This is a genomic window from Sphingomonas swuensis (genome assembly GCF_039538045.1).
In the GTDB taxonomy this organism is placed as follows: domain Bacteria; phylum Pseudomonadota; class Alphaproteobacteria; order Sphingomonadales; family Sphingomonadaceae; genus Sphingomicrobium; species Sphingomicrobium swuense.
The window spans coordinates 2,022,152-2,038,217 of sequence record NZ_BAABBQ010000001.1 but is presented as its reverse complement, the minus strand read 5'-3'; the positions used below and the strand labels follow the sequence as shown (position 1 = coordinate 2,038,217).

At 65.9% G+C, this 16,066-nt stretch carries 17 protein-coding genes; all 17 read left to right on the top strand.

What is annotated here, in order from left to right:
- The first annotated feature begins 88 nt into the window (after positions 1–88).
- The 17 genes from ABD727_RS10010 to nuoN all read left to right on the top strand — a co-directional run bounded on the left by ABD727_RS10010 (position 89) and on the right by nuoN (position 16,064).
- The gene (locus ABD727_RS10010; RefSeq protein WP_344707268.1) at positions 89–904 is read left to right on the top strand and encodes an inositol monophosphatase family protein; all 816 of its coding nucleotides are present in this window, start codon (positions 89–91) and stop codon (positions 902–904) included.
- 87 nt (positions 905–991) lie between these two features.
- Positions 992–1,369: an NADH-quinone oxidoreductase subunit A gene (gene ndhC, locus ABD727_RS10005; RefSeq protein WP_344707267.1), complete on the top strand. Its 378-nt coding sequence runs from the start codon at positions 992–994 to the stop codon at positions 1,367–1,369.
- 98 nt (positions 1,370–1,467) lie between these two features.
- Positions 1,468–1,941 (top strand): NuoB/complex I 20 kDa subunit family protein, encoded by a 474-nt coding sequence (locus tag ABD727_RS10000; RefSeq protein ID WP_425566810.1) that lies wholly within the window; start codon positions 1,468–1,470, stop codon positions 1,939–1,941.
- A complete protein-coding gene (locus tag ABD727_RS09995) occupies positions 1,938–2,822 on the top strand; it encodes an NADH-quinone oxidoreductase subunit C (protein WP_344707265.1) in 885 nt (294 codons plus the stop codon). The genes ABD727_RS10000 and ABD727_RS09995 overlap by 4 nt, the downstream gene beginning before the upstream one ends.
- Position 2,823: 1 nt before the next feature.
- Positions 2,824–4,152, top strand: a complete 1,329-nt coding sequence (locus ABD727_RS09990; protein WP_344707264.1) for an NADH-quinone oxidoreductase subunit D — start codon at positions 2,824–2,826, stop codon at positions 4,150–4,152.
- Positions 4,152–4,838 carry a complex I 24 kDa subunit family protein gene (locus ABD727_RS09985; RefSeq protein WP_344707263.1) on the top strand — a complete coding sequence of 229 codons (687 nt, stop codon included), beginning with the start codon at positions 4,152–4,154 and terminating at the stop codon, positions 4,836–4,838. Before ABD727_RS09990 ends, ABD727_RS09985 begins: the two co-directional genes overlap by 1 nt.
- Complete coding sequence (locus tag ABD727_RS09980; RefSeq protein ID WP_344707262.1) at positions 4,839–4,982, top strand: hypothetical protein; 144 nt, start codon at positions 4,839–4,841, stop codon at positions 4,980–4,982.
- 1 nt (position 4,983) lies between these two features.
- Entirely contained in the window at positions 4,984–6,294 is a 1,311-nt protein-coding gene (gene nuoF / locus ABD727_RS09975) for an NADH-quinone oxidoreductase subunit NuoF (protein WP_344707261.1), read from the top strand.
- Complete coding sequence (locus tag ABD727_RS09970) at positions 6,291–6,563, top strand: hypothetical protein (RefSeq protein ID WP_344707260.1); 273 nt, start codon at positions 6,291–6,293, stop codon at positions 6,561–6,563. Before nuoF ends, ABD727_RS09970 begins: the two co-directional genes overlap by 4 nt.
- On the top strand, positions 6,556–8,568 hold the full coding sequence (nuoG, locus tag ABD727_RS09965) for an NADH-quinone oxidoreductase subunit NuoG (RefSeq protein ID WP_344707259.1): 2,013 nt from the start codon (positions 6,556–6,558) through the stop codon (positions 8,566–8,568). Before ABD727_RS09970 ends, nuoG begins: the two co-directional genes overlap by 8 nt.
- Positions 8,565–9,620 (top strand): NADH-quinone oxidoreductase subunit NuoH, encoded by a 1,056-nt coding sequence (gene nuoH, locus ABD727_RS09960; RefSeq protein ID WP_344707258.1) that lies wholly within the window; start codon positions 8,565–8,567, stop codon positions 9,618–9,620. Before nuoG ends, nuoH begins: the two co-directional genes overlap by 4 nt.
- Before the next feature lie 6 nt (positions 9,621–9,626).
- Entirely contained in the window at positions 9,627–10,112 is a 486-nt protein-coding gene (gene nuoI / locus ABD727_RS09955; RefSeq protein ID WP_344707257.1) for an NADH-quinone oxidoreductase subunit NuoI, read from the top strand.
- Positions 10,113–10,127: 15 nt separating this feature from the next.
- Positions 10,128–10,739, top strand: a complete 612-nt coding sequence (locus tag ABD727_RS09950) for an NADH-quinone oxidoreductase subunit J (RefSeq protein WP_344707256.1) — start codon at positions 10,128–10,130, stop codon at positions 10,737–10,739.
- Entirely contained in the window at positions 10,736–11,041 is a 306-nt protein-coding gene (gene nuoK, locus ABD727_RS09945; protein WP_344707255.1) for an NADH-quinone oxidoreductase subunit NuoK, read from the top strand. Before ABD727_RS09950 ends, nuoK begins: the two co-directional genes overlap by 4 nt.
- A 1-nt stretch (position 11,042) precedes the next feature.
- Positions 11,043–13,088: an NADH-quinone oxidoreductase subunit L gene (nuoL, locus tag ABD727_RS09940; protein ID WP_344707254.1), complete on the top strand. Its 2,046-nt coding sequence runs from the start codon at positions 11,043–11,045 to the stop codon at positions 13,086–13,088.
- 1 nt (position 13,089) lies between these two features.
- On the top strand, positions 13,090–14,640 hold the full coding sequence (locus tag ABD727_RS09935) for an NADH-quinone oxidoreductase subunit M (protein WP_344707253.1): 1,551 nt from the start codon (positions 13,090–13,092) through the stop codon (positions 14,638–14,640).
- The gene (gene nuoN / locus ABD727_RS09930; RefSeq protein ID WP_344707252.1) at positions 14,640–16,064 is read left to right on the top strand and encodes an NADH-quinone oxidoreductase subunit NuoN; all 1,425 of its coding nucleotides are present in this window, start codon (positions 14,640–14,642) and stop codon (positions 16,062–16,064) included. Before ABD727_RS09935 ends, nuoN begins: the two co-directional genes overlap by 1 nt.
- Positions 16,065–16,066 lie beyond the last annotated feature (2 nt).

Below are 16,066 nucleotides of genomic sequence, written 5' to 3'. Positions count from 1 at the left end.
GGAGGGACCAGGGGAGGGCTGTTCTCCCTCCCTCGACGACAATCCCTCCCCCCAACCCCTCCCGCAAGCGGGAGGGGAGGAGAATGACATGGTTTCCCACTCCGGCCTCATTGCCGTCATGCAGAAAGCGGCCCGCAAGGCCGCCCCGCGCCTGCGCCGCGACTTCGGCGAGGTCGAGCAGCTGCAGGTCTCGAAGAAGGGGCCGGGCGACTTCGTCAGCATGGCCGACCGGCAGGCCGAGCAGACCATCGTCGAGGAATTGCGCGCAGCTCGCCCGGACTGGAATTTGCTGCTCGAGGAAAGCGGCGAGATCGCCGGCAATCCGGCAAAGCCGCGCTTCATCGTCGATCCGCTCGACGGCACCACCAACTTTCTCCACGGCATCCCCCACTTCGCCATCTCGATCGCGGTCGAGGAGAAGAAGCCCAACGGGCAGCCGGACATCACCCATGCGCTGGTCTACCAGCCGCTGACCGACGAGACCTTCTGGGCCGAGAAGGGGCGGGGCAGCTGGCTTCACGACCGGCGCCTCCGGGTCTCGGCGCGGCGTTACCTCGACGAGGCGGTGATCGGTACCGGGATTCCGCACGTCGGCCGTTCCGACGCGCCGAAGTGGAGCAAGATCTACAACGCGATCGCTCCTGAAGTTGCCGGGATCCGCCGTTTCGGCGCGGCCAGCCTCGACTTCGCCTGGGTCGCGGCGGGGCGGATGGACGGCTTCTGGGAAGACGACCTCGACCTGTGGGACAGCGCGGCGGGGCTCCTGCTGGTCAAGGAAGCGGGCGGCTTCGTGTCCGATTTCCGCGGCCAGGACCGGATGATGGACCGGCGCGAATATCTGGCGGCCAATGGCGACCTTCACAGCCGCCTGCACAAGCTGGTCGGCAACGCGCTGCGGGCCTGATTGCGGGCACCGAATGGCCCTTCTGCCAGTTGTGTCCACACTGTCGCTGCTCTAGAGCGCGGCCAGCCTTTCGAAGCGGAGTAACCCGTGGCCTCAGTCGCCGCCTCCTATCTGCCGATCCTGCTGTTCCTGGCCGTCGCGCTCGGACTGAGCGTGGCGTTCGTCGTGCTTCCGATCATCGCGTCCAAGTTCACCGGCGCGGACAATCCCTATGCCGAGAAGCTGAGCGAATATGAGTGCGGCTTCCCGGCCTTCGAGGACAGCCGCAGCCAGTTTGACGTGCGCTTCTACCTCGTCGCCATCCTGTTCATCGTGTTCGACCTCGAGGCGGCGTTCCTCTTCCCCTGGGCGGTCACCCTCGACGAGACCGGCTGGCTGGGTTGGGGGGCGATGATGGTGTTCCTGGCGGAGCTCGGCCTCGGCCTTGCCTATGCCTGGAAGAAGGGAGCGCTCGAATGGGAGTGATGCTCGATCCCGCCGCAAACCCCTACCCGACCGAGGAGGAGCTTGCGCGTGCCGCCGGACTGGTCCCGGGCTCGGTGGAGCACCAGCGCCTGACCGAGATGGGCAAGGACCTGGACGAGAAGGGCTTTCTCGTGACCAGCGCCGAGGACCTGTTCACCTGGGCACGGACCGGCTCGCTGTGGTGGATGACCTTCGGCCTCGCCTGCTGCGCGGTCGAGATGATCCACGTCAACATGCCGCGCTACGATCTCGAGCGGTTCGGAGTCGCCCCGCGCGCGAGCCCGCGCCAGTCGGACGTGATGATCGTCGCCGGCACCCTGTGCAACAAGATGGCCCCCGCGCTGCGCAAGGTCTACGACCAGATGGCCGAGCCGCGCTACGTCATCTCGATGGGCAGCTGCGCCAATGGCGGCGGCTACTACCATTACAGCTACAGCGTCGTTCGCGGCTGCGACCGGATCGTGCCGGTGGACATCTATGTCCCGGGCTGCCCGCCCACCGCCGAGGCGCTGCTCTACGGGATCATGCAGTTGCAGCGGAAGATCCGCCGCGAGGGGACGATCGCACGGTGACCCATTCGGCTCCCAGGATGGCCAGCGACGAGGGCGTGATCGCCGCCGCCGAGGCTGCGCTCGGTGCGCTCGTCATCGAGACCAAGCATGAGGCCCACGAGGTCACGCTGACGGTCGAGCGCGACGGCGTCGCCGAGGCGTGCCGGCTCCTGCGCGATACGCCGGGCCTCGAGTATCAGCAGCTGATGGAGATCGCCGGGGTCGACTATCCCGACCATCCCGAGCGCTTCGAGGTCAACTACCACCTGCTCTCGCTGACCCGGAACCGGCGCATCCGGGTCAAGGTCCGGACCGACGAGGCGACCCCGGTGCCGACCGTGACCACGCTGTGGCCGGTAGCGGGCTGGCTCGAGCGCGAGGTGTTCGACCTCTATGGCGTGACCTTCAGCGGCAACAGCGACCTGCGCCGGATCCTGACCGACTACGGGTTCGAGGGGCATCCGCTGCGCAAGGACTTTCCGATGACCGGCTACACCGAGATGCGCTACTCGGAAGCCGAGAAGCGTGTCGTCTACGAGCCGGTGAGCCTCGCCCAGGATTTCCGCTCGTTCGACTTCCTGACGCCGTGGAACGGGCCGGAGTACCGCCTGCCCGGCGACGAGAAGGCCGAGCCGCAGGCGCCGGGTGCTCCGTCGCCCGCACCGGCGACGACCGACGCGCCCAAGGTCCAGGCGGGCGCCGGCGCCGGAGAGCGCAAGGGCGAGAAGCCCTACAACACCGACAATGAGGACCGCGCGACCGCCGGCAAGGCCGAAGCCTCGGCCGAGGCGCGCAAGTCCAACGAGGACAAGTCGGCGCAGGTCGGCGGCAAGGCCACCGATGTGGACGAGCCGGTCCCCAACAGCCCCAACGTGACCCGCGATAGCGGGGAGGCGCAGTAGCATGGCACAGGAACAGGACCTCGTTCCCGCGACTGGCGGGACGCTCGGCGAGCGGGCAGCCGCAACGCCCGACTCGTCCGCCTTCACCGGCGCGAGCGAGGGACGGCGCAAGGTCGAGGTCGGGGTGATCCCCGAGCGCGGCGACCAGAACGCCGGCGACGACGTCATCGAGAATTACACGATCAACTTCGGCCCGCAGCATCCGGCGGCGCATGGCGTGCTCCGCCTGATCATGGAACTGGACGGCGAGATCGTCGAGCGCTGCGATCCGCATGTCGGGCTGCTTCACCGCGGCACAGAGAAGCTGATCGAGTACAAGACCTACGCGCAGGCGATCCCCTATTTCGATCGCCTCGATTACTGCTCGCCGATGTGCATGGAGCACAGCTTCGTGCTCGCCGCCGAGAAATTGATGGGCCTCGAGATCCCGCTTCGCGCCCAGTACATCCGGGTGATGATGGCGGAGCTGACCCGCATCAAGAACCACATGCTCAACCTGGGCAGCCACGTGATGGACGTGGGCGCGATGACGCCCAACCTGTGGCTGTTCGAGCTGCGCGAAGATCTGATGCAGATCTACGAGAGCGTGTCGGGTGCCCGGATGCACGCCAACTATTTCCGCGTCGGCGGCGTCCACCAGGACATCCCGCCCAAGGTGCTGAGCGAGATCGGCGACTTCCTCGACAACCGCCTCGGCCTGTTCGAGGACGCGATCAGCCTCGTCGCCGACAACCGCATCTTCAAGCAGCGCAACGTCGACATCGGCATCGTCACCAAGGAAGACGCAATCGCCTGGGGCTTCTCGGGTCCGATGATCCGCGGCTCGGGCATTCCGTGGGACATCCGCCGCTCGCAGCCCTACGAGGTCTATGACCGGATGGAGTTCGACGTCCCGGTCGGCACCAGCGGCGACTGCTACGATCGCTTCATGGTCCGCGTCGAGGAAGTCCGGCAGAGCTGGCGGATCGTCCGCCAGTGCCTGAAGGAGATGCCCGAGGGTCCGATCGGCAGCGAGGATCGCAAGGTATTTCCGCCCAAGCGCGCCGAGATGAAGACTTCGATGGAAGCGCTCATCCATCACTTCAAGCTCTATACCGAGGGCTACCATGTCCCGGCGGGTGAAGTGTATGTCGCGACCGAAAGCCCCAAGGGCGAGTTCGGCGTCTATCTGGTCGCCGACGGCACCAACAAGCCCTACCGCTGCAAGATCCGCCCGACCGCGTTCAGCCACCTGCAGGCGATGGACTTCATGATGAAGGGTCACATGCTGGCCGATACGACTGCCGTTCTCGGCGCGATGGACATCGTGTTCGGGGAGTGTGACCGCTAATGGCCGAGCGTCACTTCGCGCCCGACGTCCCCGAGCTTCGTTCGCGCTGGGGTGGGTTCACCTGGGACAAGGCACATGCGCCCGAGGCCGCGCGCGCGCTCGCTAAATATCCCGAAGGCCGCAAGGCTTCGGCGGTGATCCCGTTGCTCGACCTCGCCCAGCGGCAGGTCGGGGCCGAGACGGGCACGCAGGGCTGGCTGCCGATCCCCGTGATCGAATTCGTCGCCGCCGAATGCGGGCTTCCGCCGGTGCGCGCGATGGAGGTCGCCAGCTTCTACACGATGTTCAATCTGGTTCCCGTCGGCAAGTATCACGTGCAGCTGTGCGGGACGACGCCGTGCATGCTGCGCGGGTCTGACGACGTGCTCGCCGCCTGCGAGAAGCGCGGGATCAAGAAGGGCTATACGACGTCCGACGGGCTGTTCACGCTGACCGAGGTGGAGTGCCTCGGCGCCTGCGCAAACGCGCCGATGGTCCAGATCAACGACGACAATTTCGAGGATCTGACCGAGGAGAGCATGGGTGCCGTGCTCGACGCGCTGGCCTCGGGCAAGCCGGTCAAGCCGGGCTCGCAGATCGGTCGGCAGACCAGTTGCGCAGAGGGCGGCCCCACCAACCTCAAGAAGATGACCGAGCGCAATTACGACTATCGGCCGATGTGGGCCGAAGCGGGCGAGGGCGCCTAGGTGGACGGCTCCATCATCGTCATCCTCGTCGCGCTGGTCGCCGCCTTCCTCGCCTTCAAGTTCGTCAAGGGCGTGATCAAGCTCGCCGTGCTCGCGGCGATCGCGGTCGCGGTCGTCTATTTCCTCAGCCAGGGCTCGATCTAAGATGGGCTACACCGGGCCGCTGTCCGACAAGGACCGCATCTTCACCAACGTCTACGGTTTCCAGTCGCCCGATCTAAAGGCGGCGCAGGCGCGGGGCGACTGGGACAATACCAAGGCGCTGATGAGCGTCGGCGCGGACGCGATCATCGACGCGGTCAAGGCCTCGGGTTTGCGCGGACGCGGCGGCGCGGGCTTCCCGACCGGCATGAAGTGGAGCTTCATGCCCAAGGAGCCCAAGCCCGGTAAGCCGAACTTCCTCGTCATCAACGCCGACGAGAGCGAGCCCGGATCCTGCAAGGATCGTGAGATCATCCGCCACGATCCGCACAAGCTGATCGAGGGGGCGCTGATCGCCAGCTTCGCGATGCGCGCGCGGGCCTGCTACATCTACATTCGCGGCGAATATATCCGCGAGGCGCAGGCGCTCGAGAAGGCGATCGCGGAGGCTTATGCCGCGGGCCTGGTCGGCAAGAATGCCGCCGGAAGTGGCTACGACTTCGACATCTTCTGCCATCGCGGCGCGGGCGCCTACATCTGCGGCGAAGAGACCGCGATGCTCGAGAGCCTCGAGGGCAAGCAGGGCCGGCCTCGGCTCAAGCCGCCATTCCCGGCGGGCGCGGGCCTGTACGGCTGCCCGACCACGGTCAACAACGTCGAGTCCATCGCCGTCGTCCCGACTATCCTCCGCCGCGGCGCGAGCTGGTTCGCGGGCTTCGGCCGCGAGAAGAATGAGGGCACCAAGCTCTTCCAGATCAGCGGCCATGTGAACAAGCCGGCGGTGGTCGAGGAGAGCATGGGCATATCCTTCCGCGAACTCATCGACCGCCACTGCGGCGGCATTCGCGGCGGGTGGGACAATCTGCTCGCCGTGATCCCGGGCGGAAGCTCGGTCCCGCTCGTCCCCGCGGCCGAGATCATGGACGCGCCGATGGACTTCGACGGCCTCAAGGCGGTCGGCTCGGGTCTCGGCACTGCGGCGATCATCGTCATGGACAAGTCGACCGACATCGTCCGCGCGATCGCCCGCATCAGCTACTTCTACAAGCATGAGAGCTGCGGGCAGTGCACCCCGTGCCGTGAAGGCACCGGCTGGATGTGGCGGATCATGGAGCGGCTGCGCGAGGGCGAGGGCACGCCCGACCTCATCGACAAGCTACACGACGTCACCAAGCAGGTCGAAGGCCACACGATCTGCGCGCTCGGCGATGCCGCGGCGTGGCCGATCCAGGGCCTCATCAAGCACTTCCGCCCCGAGCTCGAGCGACGCATGGCCGAGCGCAATGGCGGCACGATGCTGGAGGCGGCGGAGTGACAATTAGCCGTATCTGGAAGGAGCACTCGCGGCGTTTTGGCAAAAACGTCGGTAAAACTGAGCTCTTCGTAGTCGAGCCCCGCCACCTTGATGGTAAGTTCCTCGTCAAGCAGCGCGGCAAGAAGGGCAACAAGGACGAAGTCTACGATAAGGTCGATACCCTCGATGAAGTCTGGAATCTTTTGCAGCAGGGCCGTGCTGTCCGCATGAAAGGTCAAGACAGTCGCGAGTGGAGCACCTTGAATGGTCAAGGTACAAAGCATGCCTAAGGTAACCGTCGACGGCGAAGAGATTGAGGTCCCCGCAGGGGCGACCGTGCTGCAGGCGTGCGAGCTTGCCGGCAAGGAGATCCCGCGCTTCTGCTATCACGAGCGGCTGAGCATCGCCGGCAACTGCCGTATGTGCCTGGTCGAGGTCTCTCCCGGACCGCCCAAGCCGCAGGCGAGCTGCGCGCTCCCGGCGGCGGACAATCAGGTGATCCGCACCGATACCGCGATGGTCAAGAAGGCGCGCGAAGGGGTGATGGAGTTCCTCCTCATCAACCACCCGCTCGACTGCCCGATCTGCGACCAGGGCGGCGAATGCGACCTGCAGGACCAGGCGATGTCCTATGGCCGCTCGTCGAGCCGGTTCGACGAGAACAAGCGCTCGGTCGACGACAAGTATATGGGCCCGGTCATCAAGACCGCGATGACCCGCTGCATTCAGTGCACCCGCTGCGTGCGCTTCGCCGAGGAAGTAGCGGGCACGCCCGAAATCGGGATGCTCTATCGCGGCGAGGATGCGCAGATCACCGCCTATCTCGAGCGGGCGCTGACCAGCGAGCTGAGCGGCAACCTCGCCGACCTGTGCCCGGTGGGCGCGCTGCTGCAGGCGCCGCAGAATTTCGAATATCGTCCGTGGGAACTGCGCAAGATCCCCTCGATCGACGTGATGGACGCGGTCGGAAGCAACATCCGCCTTGACGTTCGCGGTCCGCAGGTGATGCGGATCCTTCCGCGCATCAACGAGGACGTCAACGAGGAGTGGATCAGCGACAAGAGCCGGCACCATGCCGACGCCCTGGTCCGCAACCGCCTCGACCGGCCGTGGGTGCGCGAGGGCGGCAAGCTGCGCGCGGCGACCTGGGCCGAGGCGCTCGAGCTGTTCGCGGCCAAGCTCAAGGGAGCGGGTTCGAAGGTCGCGGCGGTTGCCGGCGACCTGCTCGACGCCGAGACGATGTTCGCGGCGAAGAAGCTGCTCGAAGGGCAGGGGAGCACCCTGCTTGAGGGACGCCAGACCGGCCTCGACTATGACGTGACCAGCCTGTCGGCGGTGGCATTCAACTCGACCCTCGCTGGCATCGAGAATGCCGATGCGATCCTCCTGATTGGGACCAATCCCCGCTGGGAGGCGCCGCTGGTCAACACGCGGCTGCGCAAGGCCGTTCGGCGCATGGGCGCGCCGGTGTTCAGCGTCGGCCCCGCGGTCGACCTCACCTACCCGGTTACCGACATCGGTGACGACCTGTCGCTGCTCGGCAAGCTGCCCAAGGTCGTGACCGAGGTCTTCGCCAAGGCGGAGCGCCCGGCGGTCATCGTCGGTCCCGGCGCGCTCGGAGCAGGGGCGCTTGGCGCCGCGCTCGCGCTGGTCGGGCAGCTCGGCCTCGTTAAGGACGGATGGAACGGCTTCAACGTCATCCACACTGCGGCGAGCCGGATGGCTTCGCTTCTCCTAGGCTATGGCAGCAAGGGCGGGATTGCCGATCTCGAGGCCGCGAGCCCCGAGCTGGTGCTTCTGATGGGTGCGGACGAAGTCGCCGGCGAGCGCTTCGCCGGGGCCTTCAAGGTCTACATCGGCCATCATGGCGACAAGGGCGCACGCCATGCCGACCTGGTGCTTCCGGGCGCCGCCTACAGCGAGAAGCATGGCACCTTCGTCAACCTCGAAGGACGGGTGCAGCGCGCCGAAAAGGCGAGCTTCCCTCCGGGCGAGGCACGCGAGGACTGGACCATCCTGCGGGCGGTCAGTGATCTCATTGGCAATCCGCTGCCCTTCGACCGCTTCGACCAGCTGCGCGCGGCGATGATCGCCGAAGTGCCCGCGCTCGGGACCGAGGGGCTGCTCGACCTGCCGTGGTCGCCGCCGTCGTTGCCTGCCGAGGCAAGCGGTCCGGTCGGACTGCCGGTCAAGGACTTCTATCTCACCAACGCAATCAGCCGGGCGAGCCCGACGATGCAGCGCTGCTCGGCCGAACTCATCCACGGCCAGACCTTCGCGGAGGCGGCGGAGTGACCGACTTCTTCCAGAACAGCTGGCACATGACCTACGAATGGTCGTGGTTCCTCGCGACCATCGCCGGCATCCTGCTGATCGCGCTTCCGCTGATGCTGGCGGTGGCGATGATCATCTATGCCGAGCGAAAGATCTGGGCCGCGATCGCGCTCCGCCGGGGCCCCAACGTCGTCGGTCCATTCGGCCTGCTGCAGAGCTTCGCCGACGGCCTCAAGGTCTTCCTCAAGGAGACCATCGTCCCGACCAGCGCCAACAAGGGCCTGTTCCTGCTCGCGCCGATCATCAGCTTCACGACCGCGCTGATCGTGTGGGCGGTGGTCCCGTTCGACTTCGGCGTTGTCCTTGCCGACATCAACGTCGGGCTGCTCTACATCCTCGCCGCCTCGAGCCTCGGGGTCTACGGCGTGATCATCGCGGGCTGGGCGTCCAACTCGAAATATCCATTCTTCTCGGCACTTCGCGCGGCCGCGCAGATGGTCAGCTACGAGGTGTCGATCGGCTTCGTCCTGATCTGCGTCGTGCTCTATGCCGGCACCTTCAACATGACCGGCATCGTCATGGCCCAGCAGGGCAATGTGCTCGGCTTCTTCAACGGCTTCGGGTTCAATCCGCTGCTCTTCCCGATGGCGGTGGTGTTCCTGATCAGCTCCATGGCCGAGACCTTCCGCACGCCGTTCGACCTGACCGAAGCGGAGAGCGAACTCGTCGCCGGCTTCCAGACCGAATACAGCTCGATGAGCTTCGCGCTCTTCTGGCTCGGCGAATATGGCAACGTCATCCTGATGTGCGCGCTGAACGCCATCCTCTTCTGGGGCGGGTTCCTGCCGTTCCTGAACATCGACCTCATTCCCTGGTTCGACATTCCGGGCATTCTCTGGCTGCTGCTGAAGATGTCGATGTTCTTCTTCATCTTCGGCTGGGTCCGCGCGACCGTGCCGAGGTACCGCTACGACCAGCTGATGCGGCTGGGATGGAAGATCTTCCTGCCGCTCAGCCTGTTCTTCGTCTTCGCCATCAGCCTGTGGCTGATGCTGACCCGATATGGAGCCTGACCGGCCATGAATGCCGCGCAGATCATCAAGTCGTTCACGCTCTGGGAGCTGGTGAAGGGGCACGCCCTCACCTTCAAATATTTCTTCAAGCCCAAGGCGACGATCAACTACCCCTTCGAGAAGACCCCGCAGAGCCCGCGCTTCCGCGGCGAGCATGCGCTGCGTCGCTATCCCAACGGCGAAGAGCGCTGCATCGCCTGCAAGCTGTGCGAGGCGGTGTGCCCGGCGCTGGCGATCACCATCGAGGCCGAGCCGCGCGAGGACGGCAGCCGCCGCACCACCCGCTACGACATCGACATGGTGAAGTGCATCTACTGCGGCCTATGCGCCGAGGCCTGCCCGGTCGACGCCATCGTCGAGGGTCCGAACATCGAATTCTCGACCGAGAGCCGCGAGGAGCTGCTCTATGACAAGTCCAAGCTGCTCGCCAACGGCGACCGATGGGAAGCGGCGATCGCGGCGAACCTTGCCGCCGATGCGCCCTACCGTTAAGCGCCCGGCCAACCCATGATCGCCCTTCTCGCCTTCTACCTTTTCGCGACCGTCACCATCACGTCCGCCGTGCTGGTGATCTTCGCACGCAACCCGGTGCATTCGGTGCTGTGGCTGATCCTCGCCTTCTTCAATGCGGCCGGGCTGATGCTGCTGGTCGGGGCCGAGTTCATCGCCATGCTGCTGGTGATCGTCTACGTCGGCGCGGTCGCGGTGCTGTTCCTGTTCGTGGTCATGATGCTCGACGTCGACTTCTCGTCGTTGCGCTCGGGCTTCACCCGCAACCTGCCGTTCGGACTGCTGATCGCGATCGTGCTCCTGGCCGAGATCGTCATCGCGATGAGCGCCGCCAGGTCGGGGCCGGCGATGGTGCAGGCGGCAACCGCGACGACCGCCCGGCCGGTGCCAAACATCGAGGCGCTCGGGATCGAGCTCTACAGCCGCTACCTGCTTCCGTTCGAGCTCGCGGGGCTGATCCTGCTGGTCGCGATGATCGGCGCCATCGTGCTGACCCACCGCAGCCGGGGTGACGCGCGCGGCCAGAACGCCAGCCGCCAGATCGGCCGTCGCCCGCAGGACGCGGTCAAGAACCTGCAGCCGCAGGTCGGACAGGGGATGGAACTGTGATCGGCCTGGCCCACTTCCTCACCGTGTCGGCGATCCTGTTCGTGATCGGCGTGCTCGGCATCTTCCTCAACCGGCGCAACGTCATCCTGATGCTGATGGCGATCGAGCTCCTTTTGCTCGCGGTGAACATCAACCTCGTCGCCTTCAGCGCCTACCTCGGCGACATGAAGGGGCAGATCTTCGCCATGTTCGTGCTGACCGTCGCCGCCGCCGAGGCCGCGATCGGACTTGCGATCCTGGTCATCTTCTTCCGCCGCCGCGGGACCATCGCGGTCGACGCTGCAGACAGCATGCGCGGGTAACATGCATTCGATCATCCTCATCGTCTTCCTGCCGCTGCTGGCCGCGATCGTCGCGGGCCTCGGCGGACGCGCGATCGGCAAGGTGCCGGCCAAGGCGATCACCACCGGCGCGCTGTTCATCAGCTGCGCGCTGTCGTGGCCGATCTTCCTTTCCTTCCTCGGCGGGAGCGGCGAGGCGCAGGTCGTGCCGGTGCTCGACTGGATCCGCTCGGGCGACCTGGTGGTCGACTGGAGCCTTCGCGTCGACACGCTGACCGCGGTGATGCTGGTGGTGATCACCACCGTCTCCAGCCTCGTCCACCTCTACAGCTGGGGCTATATGGCGGAAGATCCGTCGCAGCCCCGCTTCTTCGCCTATCTCTCGCTGTTCACCTTCGCCATGCTGATGCTGGTGACGGCCGACAGCCTGATCCAGATGTTCTTCGGCTGGGAAGGGGTGGGCCTCGCTTCCTACCTGCTGATCGGCTTCTGGTACCACAAGCCGTCGGCCAACGCGGCCGCGATCAAGGCGTTCGTGGTCAACCGCGTCGGCGACTTCGGCTTCAGCCTCGGAATCTTCGGCACCTTCCTGGTGTTCGGGACGGTGTCGATCCCGGCGATCCTCGCCGCGGCGCCCGACATGGCAGGTTCGACCATCGGCTTTGCCGGAATGCGGGTCGACACGATGACCCTGCTCTGCCTGCTGCTGTTCGTCGGCGCGATGGGCAAGTCGGCGCAGCTCGGCCTCCACACCTGGCTTCCGGACGCGATGGAAGGCCCGACCCCGGTCAGCGCGCTGATCCATGCCGCGACCATGGTCACCGCCGGCGTGTTCATGGTCTGCCGCCTGTCGCCGATGTTCGAGACGAGCGAGACGGCGACCACGGTCGTCACCTATGTCGGGCTCGCAACCGCATTGTTTGCGGCGACGGTCGGCCTGGTGCAGAACGACATCAAGCGGGTGATCGCCTATTCGACCTGCAGCCAGCTCGGCTACATGTTCTTCGCCGCGGGCGTTGGCGCCTATGGCGCGGCCATGTTCCACCTCTTCACCCACGCCTTCTTCAAGGCGCTGCTGTTCCTCGGCGCGGGCTCGGTCATCCACGCGATGCACCACGAGCAGGACATGCGTTACTATGGCGCGCTACGGAAGCAGATCCCGCTGACCTTCTGGGCGATGGTGCTCGGAACGCTTGCGATCACCGGCGTCGGCATCGTCGGGGTGTTCGGCTTCGCCGGCTTCTACTCGAAGGACGCGATCCTCGAGAGCGCGTTCGCGAGCGGATCGGTCGCCGGTATGGTCGCCTTCTGGCTCGGCGCCTTCGTCGCCCTGTTGACCAGCTTCTACAGCTGGCGGCTCATCTTCCTGACCTTCTTCGGTCAGGCTCGCTGGGCCGGCTCGGAGCATATCCAGCACGCGGTCCACGGCGATCACCATGACCATCCGGACGAGGAGCATGGCGACAGCAGCCACTCGGCTGCTCCGGCGCCGGTCACCGGCACCGCCGGCTACCATCCGCACGAGAGTCCGCTCAGCATGCTGGTCCCGCTCGGCGTGCTCAGCCTCGGCGCGGTGTTTGCCGGCTTCCTGTTCCACGATCAGTTCTTCGGAGCCGAGGAAGGCGTTCGCTTCTGGGCCGGAAGCCTATTCCACGATCTGCATCTGGTCGAAGCGGCGCACCACGTGCCGACCTGGGTCAAGCTCGTCCCCGGGATCGTCATGCTGATCGGCCTCGCGCTGGCCTGGAACAACTACATCCGCCGTCCGGACATGCCGGGCAAGTGGATCGCCGCGACCGGTCCCATCCACGGCTTCCTGATGAAGAAGTGGTATTTCGACGAGATTTACGACGTCCTGTTCGTCCGTCCGTCGCTCGCGCTTGGCCGCTTCTTCTGGCACCGCGGTGACGAGAAGACGATCGACCGCTTCGGCCCGCACGGCGCGGCCTACGCGGTCGGCGTCGGCAACCGCATCACCGCACGGCTCCAGTCGGGCTATCTCAACTCCTATGCTCTGGTCATGCTGCTCGGCCTTGTCGGCGCGGCGACCTGGGCGATGACCCGCTGATATGGACTTCCCCATCCTTTCCCTGATGATCGCCCTGCCGCTGCTGGCGGCACTCGGCTGCCTGTTCGTCGGCACCAATGGCGCACGCTGGCTGGCGCTCGGCACGACGCTCGCGCTGTTCGTCCTCGGCTGCGTGCTGTGGGCGGGCTACGACACCGGCGGCGCGCAGTGGCAGTTCCAGGAGCGGGTGAGCCTGGGCACGCCTTACCTGAACTGGGCGCTCGGGATCGACGGCATCGCGTTGATGCTGATCATGCTCAGCGTGTTCCTGATGCCGATCTGCATCGGCGCGAGCTGGCGCGCGATCGAGCGCCGGGTGCCCGAATATATGGCGGCCTTCCTGCTGATGGAGGCGCTGATGCTCGGCGTCTTCATGGCGCAGGACCTGCTGCTCTTCTACATCTTCTTCGAAGCCGGCCTCATCCCGATGTACCTCATCATCGGAATCTGGGGCGGGGCCGAGAAGATCAAGGCGGCCTACAAGTTCTTCCTCTACACGCTGCTCGGCTCGGTTCTGATGCTGGTCGCAATGCTGGTGATGATCGCGCAGAGCGGCACCGGCGACATCCCGACGCTGATGGCCTACGATTTCCCGGCGCATCTCCAGACCTGGCTGTGGCTCGCCTTCTTCGCCAGCTTCGCGGTCAAGATGCCCATGTGGCCGGTACATACCTGGCTTCCCGACGCGCACGTGCAGGCGCCGACCGCCGGCTCGGTGATCCTCGCCGGCGTGCTGCTCAAGATGGGCGGTTACGGCTTCATCCGCTTCAGCCTGCCGATGTTCCCCGACGCCAGCGCGCAGTTCTGGCCGCTGGTCTTCGCCCTGTCGTCGGTCGCCATCGTCTACACCAGCCTGGTCGCGCTGGTGCAGAAGGACATGAAGAAGCTGATCGCCTATTCGTCGGTCGCGCACATGGCGTTCGTCACCTTCGGCCTATTCGCCTTCAACCGTCAGGGCATCGAAGGCGCGCTGATCGTGATGCTCAGCCACGGCCTCGTCTCGGGTGCGCTCTTCCTTTGTGTCGGCGTCATCTACGATCGCATGCACACCCGCGAGATCGTCAAATATGGCGGGCTTGCAAACAACATGCCCGGCTATGCCGTGCTGTTCCTGCTGTTCACCATGGCGTCGGTCGGCCTACCCGGGATGAGCGGCTTCGTCGGCGAGTTCCTGGCGATGATGGGGACCTACGAGGTCTCAACCTGGGGAGCGATCTTCGCCACCACCGGCATCATCCTTGGCGCGGGCTACATGCTGTGGCTCTACTGGCGGATCAGCTACGGTGCCGCCCGCACCAGCGAGGCCGCGGCGATGACCGACCTCGACCGCCGTGAGTGGGCGCTGCTCGTGCCGATCGCCGCGGTGGTGATGTGGATGGGCGTCTATCCCGAAAGCTTCATGGCCCCGATGCGCGACGACGTCGGCCGGCTCCTGACCCGGATCGAGCGCGTGACGCCCGCTGGTGACAGCCGCCCGACGGCGGGCAACCCTGCCGCCGCCGCAGCCGCCGCTCACGCCGCCCCCGAACATGGCGCCGGGGAGGCGCACTGATGAACTTCGCTCCGATCCTTCCCGAGGTCATCATCACGCTTGGCGCGATTGCGCTGATGATGGTCGCCGCCTTCGTTCGCCGGGCTTCGGCGATCACCCACTGGGGTGCGGTCGCGCTGCTGATCGCGGCCGCCGTCTCCCTCGTCGGTGCGCCGCAGGAGGCCGGAGCGGTGTTCGGCGGCATGTGGGCGGCCGACGGCTTTGCCGCCTTCGGCAAGGTCATCATCTACCTGTCGGCGGCCGTTGCGATCATCATGGCGCACGGCTGGTTCGACCGCGGCTTCGAGCATGGCGCCGAATATCCGGTACTGATCCTGCTCTCGGCACTGGGCGCGTCGGTGATGGTCTCCTCGACCGACCTGATGATGCTCTATGTCGGTCTCGAGCTCCAGAGCCTCTCGGCCTACGTCCTTGCTTCCTACCGGCGCCATGACGAGCGCTCGGCCGAGGCCGGCCTCAAATATTTCGTGCTCGGCGGGCTTGCCAGCGGCATCCTGCTCTACGGCATCAGCCTGCTCTACGGCTTTGCCGGAACGACCTACTTCAGCGGCATCTCCGCGGCGTTCGCGGACGATGGCGCGAGCCTCGGGCTGACCTTCGGCCTCGTCTTCACGCTCGCCGGCCTAGCCTTCAAGATCTCCGCCGTGCCTTTCCACATGTGGACGCCGGACGTCTACGAAGGTGCGCCGACCCCGGTGGCCGCCTTCTTTGCCGCCGGTCAAAAGGCGGCGGCGATCCTGCTCGCCACCCGCGTCTGCATCGACGCCATGGGTCCTGCGACCGACAGCTGGCGGCAGATCGTGATCTTCGCCGCGCTCGCTTCGATCATCCTCGGAGCGGTGGCGGCCTTCGGTCAGACCAACATCAAGCGACTGCTCGCCTACAGCTCGATCAACAATGTCGGCTTCGCCATGGTCGGCATCGCCGCCGGCGGCGAAGCCGGAGCGGCGGCCGTGCTGGTCTATCTCGCCGTCTATGTCGTCATGACCCTCGGCGCCTTCCTCATCGTCATGCGGATGCGCGATGCCGAAGGCCGCCCGGTCGAGAGCATCGACAGCCTCGCCGGCCTGTCGGTCACCCGCCCGGCGCTGGCCTGGGCGATGATGGCCTTCATGCTGAGCCTCGCGGGCATCCCGCCGCTGTTCGGCTTCTGGCCCAAGCTGATGGTGTTCAACGTGGCGGTTCAGGCTGGGCTGCTGCCGCTGGCAATCGCCGCTGCGGTGCTGACGGTCGTGGGTGCCTATTACTACCTCAAGATCGTCAAGGTCATGTTCTTCGACGTTCCCGCCGAGCCGTTCGCGGCCGCACGCGGGCGGGTGGAGACGGTTCTGATCGCCGCTTGCGCGCTTGCCATCAGCCCGCTCGGTTATCTCATCATCAACCCGCTCTCGACGCTCGCGGCGAACGCGGCGAGCGTCTTCTGACC